General features: G+C 47.2%; 11 protein-coding genes. 7 read left to right on the forward strand and 4 right to left on the reverse strand.

Features of this window, described 5'->3' with window-relative positions:
- Together LZD49_RS12610 and LZD49_RS12615 are read right to left on the reverse strand one after the other, a co-directional pair.
- Positions 1-243 (reverse strand): hypothetical protein (locus LZD49_RS12610; protein ID WP_234667766.1); only part of this gene is annotated, 243 nt, incomplete at its 3' end.
- A gap of 65 nt (positions 244-308) precedes the next feature.
- A complete protein-coding gene (locus LZD49_RS12615; protein WP_234667768.1) occupies positions 309-2753 on the reverse strand; it encodes a ribonucleoside-diphosphate reductase subunit alpha in 2445 nt (814 codons plus the stop codon).
- A 428-nt stretch (positions 2754-3181) separates the two neighbouring features.
- Between LZD49_RS12615 and LZD49_RS12620 the strand changes: the two genes are divergently transcribed.
- The 6 genes from LZD49_RS12620 (at position 3182) to rimK (ending at position 8385) form a co-directional block, all read left to right on the forward strand.
- Positions 3182-4093: a sugar phosphate isomerase/epimerase gene (locus LZD49_RS12620; protein ID WP_234667769.1), complete on the forward strand. Its 912-nt coding sequence runs from the start codon at positions 3182-3184 to the stop codon at positions 4091-4093.
- A gap of 130 nt (positions 4094-4223) precedes the next feature.
- Positions 4224-4466: a type B 50S ribosomal protein L31 gene (locus LZD49_RS12625; protein WP_234667772.1), complete on the forward strand. Its 243-nt coding sequence runs from the start codon at positions 4224-4226 to the stop codon at positions 4464-4466.
- A gap of 153 nt (positions 4467-4619) precedes the next feature.
- Positions 4620-5813: a putative sugar nucleotidyl transferase gene (locus tag LZD49_RS12630; protein WP_234667774.1), complete on the forward strand. Its 1194-nt coding sequence runs from the start codon at positions 4620-4622 to the stop codon at positions 5811-5813.
- Positions 5814-5845: 32 nt separating this feature from the next.
- Positions 5846-6964, forward strand: coding sequence for a DNA polymerase III subunit delta (locus LZD49_RS12635; RefSeq protein ID WP_234667776.1), 1119 nt, complete (start codon positions 5846-5848; stop codon positions 6962-6964).
- Complete coding sequence (locus LZD49_RS12640; protein ID WP_234667778.1) at positions 6961-7419, forward strand: RimK/LysX family protein; 459 nt, start codon at positions 6961-6963, stop codon at positions 7417-7419. Before LZD49_RS12635 ends, LZD49_RS12640 begins: the two co-directional genes overlap by 4 nt.
- Before the next feature lie 63 nt (positions 7420-7482).
- The gene (gene rimK / locus LZD49_RS12645; protein WP_234667780.1) at positions 7483-8385 is read left to right on the forward strand and encodes a 30S ribosomal protein S6--L-glutamate ligase; all 903 of its coding nucleotides are present in this window, start codon (positions 7483-7485) and stop codon (positions 8383-8385) included.
- 97 nt (positions 8386-8482) lie between these two features.
- Here rimK and LZD49_RS12650 read toward each other — a convergent pair whose 3' ends face one another.
- Positions 8483-9562 carry a DUF2652 domain-containing protein gene (locus tag LZD49_RS12650; protein ID WP_234667781.1) on the reverse strand — a complete coding sequence of 360 codons (1080 nt, stop codon included), beginning with the start codon at positions 9560-9562 and terminating at the stop codon, positions 8483-8485.
- Positions 9563-9726: 164 nt separating this feature from the next.
- On the opposite strand from LZD49_RS12650, the gene hemC reads away from it, so the two are divergent.
- Positions 9727-10659 carry a hydroxymethylbilane synthase gene (gene hemC, locus LZD49_RS12655; RefSeq protein WP_234667783.1) on the forward strand — a complete coding sequence of 311 codons (933 nt, stop codon included), beginning with the start codon at positions 9727-9729 and terminating at the stop codon, positions 10657-10659.
- A 66-nt stretch (positions 10660-10725) separates the two neighbouring features.
- On the opposite strand, the gene LZD49_RS12660 is transcribed toward hemC, so the two are convergent.
- Positions 10726-13665, reverse strand: coding sequence for a TonB-dependent receptor domain-containing protein (locus tag LZD49_RS12660; protein ID WP_234667785.1), 2940 nt, complete (start codon positions 13663-13665; stop codon positions 10726-10728).
- Positions 13666-13758 lie beyond the last annotated feature (93 nt).

Here is a 13758-nt window from a genome sequence, read left to right on the forward strand (position 1 = left end):
GGAGTGCAAAAGTGCAGGCTTTATTTTTAACATCCAAGAACCAGTTACAAATATTTTATCAACTTTTTTTAGCTTTCCTTCTAACCACTTGATAAACAAATCGAAACACACCGAAAATTTTTTGAAGATTTTAACTTCCGTTTTCGGAGCATATCTACCCCAATGGTGTGCTTTCTTCAGGCGTCCAATTTTTCCATTTATTAATACAAAGTATTTTTTAAGAACACCCGCATTGCCAGGCACCGTAAAGCAGAAGAGGTGCCCGATCCATGATCAGACACCTCTTCAATATTCGATTTTAACCAAAATTAAGAACCACAAGCCTCACATCCCTCAGGATCGTCGAGCGAGCATTGCATATCTGAGCGGTTATCACGTGACGCGACAGGCTTGGCGTGTTCCTCTGCATACTGTGTGTAGTTAAGCTCCTTCTCGGCCACTACAGCCATTGCAGGCTCCAGTTGCGGCTCCGCCTGCTTGCTCACAGTAAACTGCACCGGATCGGAAGCGGCCCGGGTGCGGAGATAATACATACCGGTTTTTAGGCCCTTTTTCCACGCATAGAAATGCATGGACGTCAGCTTACCGAAGTTCGCTTCTTCCATAAAGATATTCAGCGATTGCGACTGGCATATAAATGCACCTCTGTCAGCAGACATGTCGAGCAGGCTGCGCTGCTTGATCTCCCATGCCGTTTTATAGAGCTCCTTGATATTTTCCGGGATGTTTGGGATGGCCTGCACCGACCCGCTGGCACGAACGAGGTTGTTCTTCATCTCCTCACTCCACAAACCAAGTCGTACAAGGTCTTTCAACAGATATTTGTTTACAACCACGAATTCACCCGACAAAACCCTCCTCACATATATATTGGAAGTAAACGGCTCGAAGCATTCATTGTTGCCGAGGATCTGACTAGTCGATGCCGTCGGCATAGGTGCGAGTAGCAATGAATTGCGCACACCGTTTTGTACAACATCTTTTCTAAGCTTCTCCCAGTTCCAGCGTTTACTTCCCGGGGTTACATTCCACATATCAAATTGGAATACCCCTTGCGAGATCGGACTGCCTGCCCAAGTTTCGTACGGACCGTGCTGCATTGCCAGCTCCATCGAAGCCTCCATCGATCCGAAATAGATCGTTTCGAAAATATCCTTGTTTAGCTGGCGCGCCTCTTCCGAATCGAATGGCATGCGCATCATACAGAATGCATCCGCAAGGCCTTGCACCCCGATACCAATTGGCCTGTGGCGCTTATTACTCTTCTCGGCTTCGGGAACCGGATAGAAGTTAAGGTCGATGATCTTATTCAGGTTGCGCGTTACCACTTTCGTGATCTCGTACAATTTCTGGTGATCGAAACGCAGAAAACCATCTGCGCCCTGTTCTACAAACTTCGGTAACGCAATAGATGCAAGGTTACAAACCGCTACTTCGTCAGGCGCCGTGTATTCGATGATCTCGGTACAAAGGTTCGACGACTTAATCGTGCCCAGGTTTTGCTGATTAGATTTGCTGTTCGCATGATCCTTGTATAACATATACGGCGTACCTGTCTCGATCTGCGATTCCATGATCGCAAACCATAGGTCTTGCGCCTTAATCGTTTTACGGGCTTTGCCTTCACGCTCGTATTGTTCGTACAGCTTCTCGAATTCCTCGCTGTGCGTATCCGACAGCCCCGGGCATTCGTGCGGGCAGAATAACGACCAGGTATCGTTCGCCTCGACGCGCTTCATGAACAAATCCGGAATCCACAATGCATAGAATAGGTCGCGCGCGCGCTGTTCTTCTTTTCCATGGTTCTTTTTCAGATCAAGGAAATCGAAGATATCCGAATGCCATGGTTCTATATATATAGCAAAAGAACCCTTGCGCTTGCCACCGCCCTGATCGACGTAACGGGCCGTGTCGTTGAACACCCGGAGCATCGGTACGATACCGTTTGATTGCCCATTGGTTCCTTTAATATAAGTTCCTGTTGCACGGACGTCATGAATGCTCAAACCGATACCACCGGCCGACTGCGAGATCAATGCACAGTTTTTAAGGGTGTCATATATACCACTGATACTGTCCTCCTTCATTGTAAGCAGGAAGCAAGACGACATTTGCGGTTTGGGCGTACCTGCATTGAACAATGTAGGCGTCGCATGGGTAAACCATTTTTCAGAAAGCAAATGATAGGTTTCAATCGCCGACTGAACGTCATCCTGATGGATACCGACGGCTACACGCATGAGCATATGCTGCGGCCGCTCCACAATTTTTCCTTCAACTTTCAGTAAATATGATTTCTCAAGGGTTTTATAGCCAAAATAATCATAAGAATAGTCGCGGTCATATATAATAGTAGAGTCGAAGAGGGACGCATTCTGGCGGATCACTTCATAAACTTCCTTCGAGATCAGCGATGCATTTTCACCGGTTTTAGAATCTATATATGTATAAAGACGCTTCATTGTAGCCGAAAATGACTTCAATGTATTCTTATGGAGATTTGAGATAGCGACACGGGCAGCCAGGATTGCATAATCAGGGTGCTTGGTGGTCATAGAGGCTGCGGTTTCGGCAGCAAGGTTGTCCAATTCCGCGGTGGTTACGCCGTCGTAAATACCGGAAACAACCTTTTTGGCTACTTCTACGGGCTGAACATACGTGGCGTCCAGGCCATAGCTCAATTTTTCAATGCGGGCAGTTACCTTATCGAATTTCACGGATTCGCGGCGACCGTCACGCTTTATGACATACATAGACATAGTAATGTGGTGTTAGATAGAACGTTAGTGATGTATATTGCTGGGATTGTACTCGGAGATGCACTTTAAAAATCTGTTGAAATAACATCAAATTAATCACAAACGCAACGAGTATTTATACCTAAAAACCGGGTTTAGCGACATAATCCAAATTACTAAATTGTTAAGAAACTAATACCTAGTTGTTTACAGAAAATTGAATCTAAGAAAATTATTTCAACAACATGAGATTCAAAAATTTGCAAACTTTTTTTAAAATTTTTCAGAGCCGAATATTCTCAACTCAATATTTAATACTGAAAATCAATAAATTATACACTATAAATTATTTATAATTAATCTAAACTTGTAAACTTTACAATTATAGTAACTTTCGAATTCGACATAAAACTTTAACATACAGACGCTAAAACAATATAGTTATGAGCACAATTATCGAACAGGCCGACAGGAGAACATTCCTCAAAACAACGTCAGGGCTCGTAGCCAGCCTCGCCATTGGCGGCTCACTTACCGACGCCATGGCAGAAGCGACTCAAAGCGCCGCTTACAGCATTCCATTAGGCGTGTATGCAGCCTATGACAAGGCCGACTTTCTGCGCAAATCAGGGTGTGCATATATTGAAGAATCCGTAGCCGGCTTCCTACTCCCGGAGGGTGGCGACACCGGCTATGAGAAAAATCTGACACAGTTGCGGCAGGAGCATTTCCCGATCAAATCGTACGTGATCCTACTGCCCGCCAGTCTTAAAACGCTCGGCCCCGAGGCAAACCATGAAGCAATCCTCCAGAGAACAGATACCGTTCTGAAACGTGCCAAGGAATGCGGGTCCCAGTTTGTTGTATTTGGTAGCGGTGCTTCAAGAATCATACCCGAAGGGTTCGATCGTGCGAAAGCAAAGGCCCAGCACATTGAACTGACTCAAAAAATGGCCCCGCTAGCAGAAAAATACGGCGTCACTATTGCGGTGGAGCCGCTCAACCGCGGCGAAACCAACTTTATCAACAGTCTGGCTGAGGGTGTTGAAATCATAGAGGCGGTGAAAAGCCCGAAGGTGAAATTGCTTTGCGACATCTATCATATGCTAAAAGAGGACGAGCCTGCTTCCGAAATCATTAAATATGGGAAGCATATTGTGCACTGCCACATTGCGGAAAAGGCAAAACGCACCCCGCCAGGCGTAGCTGGCGATGATTTCAGGACATACCTGGCCGCACTGAAAAAAATCGGGTACAAGGGCGGGCTTTCGATCGAATGCTTTGTGTACACCGATTTCGAGAAGGAAGCCAAACGCGGCGTGGAAGTGCTCAAACAACAACTCAGTGAAGTTTAGCGCATTAATTTTCGCCGTATTCCATTAATATTAAAAAAGATACACTTCCGACGCTTGATTTACAAATCAGGATTTTTTACTTTTGCAATCCTTTTGAAAATCGTATAGAAACAAATAATACCATATACCAATGAAAAAAGATATTCATCCCAATTATAGAGAGGTAGTTTTCTGGGATCTATCAAGCGATTATAAATTCATAACTCGTTCTACCATAGAGACTTCTGAAAACGTTACAATGGAAGACGGCAAGACGTATCCAGTGTACAAAGTCGAGGTTTCCTCCCAGTCACACCCTTTCTACACAGGTAAAAACGTACTGGTTGATACAGCTGGTCGCGTTGACAAATTCAGAAAGCGTTACGGAAAATAAGCAACGCTTCGCTTTTTTCTGCGTGGTCGAACACAGCAGAGGCATTCAAAAATACAGTGGCAGTCCCCCGGCAAATATGCTCAGGAGACTGCTTCTTTTTTTGTCGTAACCAATAAAATGCCCGAACTTTGGCAGGCACATACGTTTTAAAACATGCCCGATATTATTCTGTTCGACGATCCAACGCTTAGAATACAACTTTTACCTTTTACATATACCAGACCAGTCGCCGGCATTCGGTGCGGCATTCATACACTGGCCGAAAAGTGGGCCGACAGATGTCATTCACCAGTATCTTTCCAGACGGAAGCTTATTTGGCCGCAAAATATCCCCAACATACGTCCAACGACAACCTTTTTATCAACGGTGCATTGTGCCCCGATGAGCACCTGGCGGGCATCATTAAAGGTCTACCCTATGGAAACGCGCTGGTTTCGAACCGGAGTGAAGTGCTCGCAGTGAGAACTCATTCGGCGTGGAATGCATCGGAAGGCACAAATGATCTCACGGTCGTACATTATGAAGAGCCATTTACGATGATCCGGAATGTTTGGGACATCTTCGGCCAGAATGGGGCGCAAATTAAAACCGATTATGAACGCATAGTATCTGTTCGAAAATCGGTAGGTGTTAGCGACCCATTCACACATTGTTACAAGCCCGAGAATATATTCGTGGAAGAAGGCGCGGTTATTAAAGCTTCTATATTGAATGCGGAGAATGGGCCTATCTATATCGGGAAGAATGCATTGATTCAGGAAGGCTCGATGATCCAGGGCCCGTTTGCAATTGGCGAAAACAGTGTTTTAGCGCAAGGAACGAAGATCCGGCCTAATACTACTGTGGGGCCGGCCTCGAAAGTTGGTGGAGAAGTGAGCAATTGTGTAGTTTTTGGTTATAGTAACAAAGGCCACGACGGCTACCTGGGTAATTCGGTCCTCGGCGAATGGTGTAACCTGGGGGCGAATACCAATAATTCGAACTTGAAAAATGACCATACGAACGTCAAACTGCACAGCTATGCCAGCAATGCATTGGCAGACACCGGCTTACTTTTCTGTGGCTTAATGATGGGTGATTATTCCAAAGCGGGAATTTCGACGATGTTCAACACCGGGACAGTTATTGGCGTAAGTGTGAATGTGTTTGGTGCAGGATTTCAGGCTAAGCATGTATCTTCGTTCTCCTGGGGCGGGGCAGCTGAGGGATATTGTGAGTACCGGTTCGAAAAAGCAGTGGCAGTGGCGAAAGATACTGTGAACCGCCGCGGCATCATATTCGGAGAGACCGAAGAAAACATTATGGGTTCAGTTTTTAAAAATACGCAGGCCCAACGCAGCCAATAGGCTTTCATACATTCTATTAATTGATTTAAATCGTGCTTTTCAGAGATATTCCGGGGCTTGAAAACATCAAATCGACGCTGAGGCGTTCGGTCCGGAACAGCCATTTGGCCCACGCGCAGCTATTCGATTACTCCACAGGAGGAGCTGGACTGGCCATGGCTTTGGCTTTCTCTACCTATATTAACTGTGAAAACAGAAATGAGGAAGATGCGTGCGGCACCTGTGCATCGTGCGCGAAAATGAGCAAGCTCGTACATCCTGATTTCCATTTTATATTTCCAATTGCCACTTCCAAAAAAATCGACGGTAAAACCAGCGAAGCATTTCTACCGCTCTGGCGTTCGTTTTTACTGGAAAATCCCTATCGCGTTCTGCCCGACTGGCTCGATCACATCGGTGCGGATAACAAGCAAGGCAACATTTCCGTGGAAGAGGCACGGGGAATTTTAAGAAAATTGTCCGTAAAAGCTTACGAAGGCGAATACAAGATCCTGCTGATCTGGAAGCCGGACATTATGAATGCAGCGTCATCCAATGCGATTCTGAAGATCCTGGAAGAACCACCTGAAAAAACATTGTTCCTTTTGGTAAGTGATCAGTCGGACAAACTCCTGACGACAATTATTTCCCGGACGCAGCGCATTACCATTCCGGCGTTCACCGATTTGGAAATCAAATCGTACCTGAAACGACAAGATATAACCGATACTGTCGCGAATCAGGTCGCCTATTTGTGTGATGGGAACTTGGCCGAGGCACTGAAACTCGTTCAGGAAGAGCAGGATGACCGTTCGGCCTGGTTTGCCGACTGGATGCGTTCGTCCTATAAATTTGATGTGGCACATCTGGTAAAACTGGCAGAGACCTATGATGTGATGAGCAAGGAAAAACAAAAAGGACTGCTCGAATATGCATTGCGATTGTTCAGGGATATGCTCGTGTGGAGCCATGGTGCGGGCGAACTTTTGCGCGTTCCGCAGGAAGAGCTTACTTTCGTGCAGAATTTTTCAAAAACCGTCAATTTTGAATCCATGGAGAGCATGATCGGGGAAGTGAACACGGCCTATTACCACATCGAGCGGAATGTGCGCGCCAAAATGGTTTTCCTGGATTTATCATTAACAGTCGCCCAGTTTTTTCAGCGCAGATGAAACGTCCTATGGAAATTATCGGCGCAACAGACATGGCAGATCTGCCAGAGTTAGGCTGGCACAATGTCCCTGTCCGGGTCGATTCCGGTGCGGCGACTTCTGCCATCCATTGTTCTCGTGTGAAATTGGTAGAAAAAGAAGGGAGCAAAGAGCTCCATGTTTACCTCGATGCCAAGCGGGGTGCACCTCAACATTTCTTTATAATAACCGAATTCAAACAAACCGTAATCCGGAATTCCTTTGGAAAAGAAGAAAAACGGTTCGTGATCAAGACACCAATCAAGCTTTTCGGCAGAAAAATACATACCGAATTTTCGCTGGCCAACCGGCAGAAAATGAGTTATCCCATACTACTCGGGCGAAAATTGCTCAAAAACAGGTTTATTGTCGATGTATCGAAGAAAAACCTGTCCGCGGCAAAGCATTCGCTGACACCAACTCGTTCCCAAAAATAACATCAGACGAAACCCGGGGCGCACAGCCCGGGGCAACACCTCCATTTTTCTAAAAACATTTTTATGAAAATCGCCGTATTATCCACCAATCCGGACCTGTATTCGACCAGGCGCCTGGTGGAGGCAATCAAACAAAAGGGACACGAAGCGGTTGTGATCGATCATGTCAAATGCTTTGTGATGGTCGAAGGCGGCAAGCCGACGGTCATTTACAAAGGCAAGCCGGTAACTGACATCGATGCCGCCATTCCACGGATCGGTACTTCGGTAAATGCATTCGGCTGTGCCGTAGTGCGCCAGTTCGAGCTCATGAAAATTTTTACTACTGTTAAATCACAAGCCATTCTGCGCTCACGCGACAAGCTGCGCAGTATGCAGGTGCTTGCGAAGGTGGGTATTGATATTCCAAAAACGGCATTTGCTAAAAATCCTGCGCAGGTCAACGAATTGATTCACCTGGTGGGAGGTCCACCCGTAATCATCAAATTGCTTGAAGGCACACAGGGCGTAGGTGTAGTATTGGCAGAAACCATTAAAGCCGCCAAATCAACTATTGAAGCATTTTACGGACTTAAAGCCAACTTCCTGATCCAAGAATACATTGCCGAGTCCAAAGGCGCCGATATTCGTGCATTTGTAATAGGGAACAAAGTGATTGCAGCTATGAAACGGCAAGGTGCGGAAGGAGATTTCCGTTCCAATCTGCATCGCGGTGGCTCGGGCCGCATGATCGAACTGACGCCTGAGGAAGAGCATACTGCCATTGCGGCGGCGAAGGCATTAGGTGTCAAAATCGCCGGCGTAGATATGCTGCAATCCTCACGCGGGCCACTGGTAATGGAAGTTAACTCTTCCCCGGGGCTAAGAGGGATTGAAGAAGTAAGCGGCATAGACGTTGCCTCGCTGATCGTGTCTTATATCGAAGATAAAATCGTGACGGATGAAGGGGATACGGTGGGAGTTTGACAAGCTGGCCGCTGGCCAGTGACCACTGAAAACCAATCAGTTGACTAAATGATTTCCCGACTCAATGACTTCATGACCTGATAACGGACCATCACTGTCAGAAATCAACAGGGACGACGATTTCCGGCAGTAGCGCTTTCAGATTCACCAGCGATTTCCGGAAGCTTTCTTCCATTTTGTCCTTCTTAAACAATCTGAATGTCAGCTGTTTCAGCAGGTCTTTTTTTAAATAGTATTCCAAACTGAGGCGGGTTCGGGTGTCGCCCAACTTTTCAAGCACAAAATAGAGCGTGCCGGTCCGATTTTCGTCCGATTCGCTGAAGACAACCCGCGAATCAGGATCGTAGGAAAAGCCGCTGGCATACAGAATCGTTTCCCCGTCGTTGCTTACACGACGGTGACGCGAGCCGATTCCAGGCAGGAAATGATCGAGCTCTTCGATCGATTTCACGCCGTCCTGCCATCGGTGGCGCAGCTCGAGGTGCCCCGAGGTGAAAAACATCTTTTTAATATCCGTATCATATTCCATTGAAACAGAAGTCATTTTAACCTTTTCCAACGGCTCCAGCAACGGAGGTTCATAAGGCGGAATGCTGTCTTTGAGCAAACCTATCTGAGTGTATGCGAATGGGATCTGCTCATTTTCCGTCGTCTTTGATCCGGAATGCCATGTCATCCAATCGGTAAAACCGTTTGGTTGCTGTCCATTCAGCAGGTTTTGCGTCACCAGCCAGTATTCGTGCTGTTCGATATCGTTTTTCAGGAGCTGGTGCGCCACGATAATGTCCTTGCCGATCAGCTTGCTGAAATTTTTGACCTGATAAGTCGTAAACTCACCGTAATGCGCTACGACTTTCAAGGTAAGATTTACCGCTGAAATGCATGCCTTGCACTGGCAAAAACGGCGGTTGTCATAGGCAATGATGTATTTGTGAAAATCACAAAACATTCTCTCGACCTGCTTGTACAATACTTCCAACTCCGGCGCCTCCCCAAATTTGAAAAAGAGAATCGCGTCACCCTCGATCTCGGAAATTTCCAGGCCGATCTGATTCGCATTCACCAGCGTTTCCAGCAACTCCTGAATGATATGCCGGCCGTGCTCGATCTCGATTTCATGCATAAACCGCGTAAAACCGCTTATATCGGGAATAAATATCAAACCCCTATTTTCCATGATGCTAATTTTGAAAGAGGTTGAATTTACAGGGATTTTTTCACTCATTCCATTAAAATCGTATTGCACAGCTAATTGCGGGAACTGTAAGATTTCACTGGCTGGTTTCCTGGTTATGGCATAACTTCGCCCCCGAAATAAAATTTGTTCAGGACCATATCATCATGCATATAAAAATAGGAACCCGCGGAAGCAGGCTGGCGCTTTGGCAGGCGTATTATGTTGAAGAACTTTTGCAACAAGGCGGCATAGAAACGGAAATCGTTATCATCGAAACCAAAGGGGACAAGATTCTTGACCGGTCCCTTTCGAAAATCGGAAGCAAGGGCGTTTTCACAGAAGAACTGGAAGACCAGCTCCGGAGCGGCGGCATCGACATTGCCGTACATAGCGCTAAGGATTTGCAATCACAACTGGACGACGCATTCGAAATCATCGCATTCACGGAGCGGGAACATGCTAATGATGTGCTCGTAAGCCACAACACCACGCTATCGCTCAAAAACGGAGAATCCTTCACGGTCGGAACTTCCTCGACGCGCCGGGTGGCCGTTTTGAAACATTATTATCCGCATATCAAAACAGTTGATATGCGCGGCAACCTCCAAACGCGTCTACGCAAGCTCGAAGAAGGCCAATGCGACGCGCTTCTGCTTGCTTACGCAGGTGTACACCGCATGGAATATGATGATAAGATCGCAGAGCATTTGCTGCTGGACGAATTCACGCCAGCAGTAGGCCAGGGCAGCGTCGCGATCGAATGCGCCGTTTCCCTGGATGCCGAAAAGAAAAGCAAACTCAGAGAACTCCTCAACCACGAGCCTACTGAAACATGCCTTCTGACTGAAAGAGCTTTCCTGAAACGCCTGCAAGGCGGTTGCAGCATCCCGGTTTTTGGAATGGCTACATTGCACAATGAAGAAATCCGGATCGTAGGTGGTATCATCAGCCTTGATGGTTCGGAGCTGATCCGTAAAACTGAAAGCGGTGCCAGTGCATTTCCACAAGAGCTGGGCACTGCTTTGGCCGAGGAACTGCTGGAAGCCGGAGCCGACCGTATTTTGGCAAACATCAGGCAACAACAAAACGCGCTGTAGAGATGCCCCATATAAACGATAAAACCCGGAGGTTGCCATCCGGGTTTTATCGTTTATAGCATATTATTATTCTTTTTTGGTTGAATCTGCCGGGGTAACTGGTTTCACCGGCAATACGGTTGAATCCTGCTTTATCGGCGTCGCAGGCAGGGCCGGACGAGCGGTGCTGTCTGGTCTTACCGCGCTGCTATCCGGTTTTAACCCCGTCGAATCCGGCCTGAATGTCGAATCGCGTTTCATAGTCGAATCCGGACGCATTCCAGGGCGGCCTTGGAAGTTACCTTGCCTTGCCGGGCGGCCTGTACTATCGGCAGCTGGCGTTACACCCTGCCCTGGTGCACCTTGTGGCCTACCAGCTCCCGGGGCTCCGGCAGCACCATTGCCCCGGCCTCCTGCGGCTGGTACTACTGCCGGTGTTACACCACCTTGTACACCACCGCCGGCGCCGGCGTCCATATTACCACCACCGTCTGACTTTTGGTCGTCGTTATTCACTGATTTTCTTCTGCGGGTTTTCTGTTCCACAAAAGTCATTTTGCCAAGGCGGTAAGAGAAGTTCACCCGGAAACCGCGATTATACAGGTAGTTGGTATTGCTTTGTGTAAACGTATTCGATTCCAGGCTGGTTTTCATCTTGAACGACGGCGCCAGGAAGTTCTCCATTCCGAAACCGATGCTTCCGCGTTTGTTGGCGAAATCTTTACGGATCCCGAAGTCATACATCCGGAAACCGGCCTGTGTTCCTTGCAACTGTACGTCTCGGCCTCTCATAAAACCTCCCGCCTGCAAGCCCCAGCCATTTTTAATGTTAAGGCTTGTACGGAAACGGCCGCTCAACACGAAACCACTGTTGGAGTTCTGCAATGCAGGATCAGGACTGTTGTTAGAAAGGTCGGCATAATAGAAGTCGAAGCCACCGCCCACTTGCAGTCTTTTGAAGAAGGTCACATTTCCGAAGATGTTCGCTCCATAGTTCTTTTTAGATCCGATGTTACCGTAAGTCGTCTTGATCACCCCCTCATCGCTGGTAGTCCGGATACTTTCAATCGAACTGTTAGTGAACCGGGCAAATGTCGACACGTTGATATACATCGAGTTTTTGAAGAAGCTCGTACCCAACTCGACTTGATCCGTCAATTCCGGTTTCAGGTTCGGGTTACCAACTGTGATGTTCTGCGGGTTGGCAGCATTCACGTTCGGGTTCAGGAACTGAATGCCCGGACGTTGCAAACGACGGTTGTAGGCCAGTTTTATGGTCTGCCCTTTTCCGAATGTCTGCGAAAGGTTGATGCTCGGCACCAGATTGCCATATGCAGGCAATTTCAAGTCTCCTGCCTCACCCTGTTGCGCATCGATACTCGTGTATTCATAGCGCGTACCAGCCTTTACGGTAAATTTACTTTTAGTAGTAAATGTGTAGGACAAATAACCTGCTGCCACATTCTGATCGTAGTTCAGGTTGCTGGCAGGCTGCGCTTGCCCAAGTTCAGGAGAAGAGTAATAATCGTAATTACTAACCACCTGACGGAAAATGCCTTTACCACCCATTTCCAGCATTTGATTATCTTTAATCGGCGTTTGGTAATCTACCTGAACGGTGCTTTCCTGGTTGTGGCTGCTGTTATTGTTGCCTTGCGTGCCAAGGAGCTCTTTCAGTTGTGTATTGTTTAGGGAGTAAATATCCGCATCGTAGTCATTAGTCCGGTTGTTACGGCTGTATTGTGTTGAAATACTCAATTCCTGCCCCGCTTTTGCTAATGTCTTGATATAATCCACATTCACATCCCAAGTACCGGAAAGGTCTTTGCTGCTTACATCACGGAAGCTGGTGCGGGTGGTATCGTTCAAAGTATTATAGGTATAAAGCTCCTGATCGACCTTGCTGTTACGCATTCCATAACGCACACCGGCTGATAGGGAAGTCTTGGAATCGATCTCCCAGTCCCAGCCAAAGTTATAGGAACCGAATGCCATTTTGTTCTTGGAATCGCTCGTTTGACGCACGGAGAACGGGCTCAGTTTACCGACTTGAAGGTTCTCCGATTTACCCGGCATATTGTAGTTGAAACGACCAAACCCCCCGAGGCTGAAACCCATTTTACCTACGCGGTAGTTACCCCTCAACCCCAGGTTCGATCCCCGGTTACCGATACCCGTATCAAGGTTAAGCGTACCGCCCTGAATCGTACTCTTTTTTGTGATAATATTGATGATCCCCGCCGAACCTTCCGCATCGTAACGCGCCGATGGCGAAGTGATCACCTCTACCGACTTGATCATATCCGCAGGAATCTGCTTCAATGCATCGGCCACGCTGGTTGCGATGATTGTCGAAGGCTTGTTGTTGATGAGAACTCTTACGTTAGAGCTTCCTCGGAGTGACACGTTACCATCGAGGTCGACTGTCAGCATCGGCACTTTTTTCATCACATCCGAAGCATCACCACCTTTACTGGTAATGTCTTTTTCTGCATTATAAACGAGCCTGTCGACCTTTTCCTCGATCATTTGCGCCATTCCAACCACCTCGACTTCATTGAGCTGGACCACATCGGGCACTAATGTAACAGATCCCAGATTCAGCTCTGTCTTACGGTCGATCTTGACATTGTTGATCGTTTTTGTTTTATATCCTATAAATGAGATCAGGATTTTAAAGTTACCTGCCGCGACTTTCGTGAGCGTAAATTCCCCTTTTTCGTCGGTGGTGGTACCGTCAATCGGGTTGTTCGTTTTAGTATCTACCAAAGATAATGCTGCAAATTCTACAGGCTTTTTGCTGGTCGAATCCACGAGCACACCCGTGATTTTTCCGCTACCTTTAGGAGTGTCTTCTGCCGTTCCCGGAATGACCGTTTGGCGCTGTCTGTCGCCTCCTCCACGGAAATCTCCGCCGCCACCGCCACGGCTTCCACCACCGCCACCACCGCCCGGAAACTGGGCGAATGCCGCTGATGTAAGTCCTGAGAACACAGCCAGGAATGTTAGGTGTAAAACAATTTTCATGGTTTGGGTTTTAAATGATTTACTTTTCGAATTTCAAAATAACAACCTAAATGCCTGTGAAAAAAAAGGAATAGATAGATAGGACGGATGTGC

Source organism: Dyadobacter sp. CY261 (assembly GCF_021440085.1).
In the GTDB taxonomy this organism is placed as follows: Bacteria; Bacteroidota; Bacteroidia; order Cytophagales; family Spirosomataceae; genus Dyadobacter.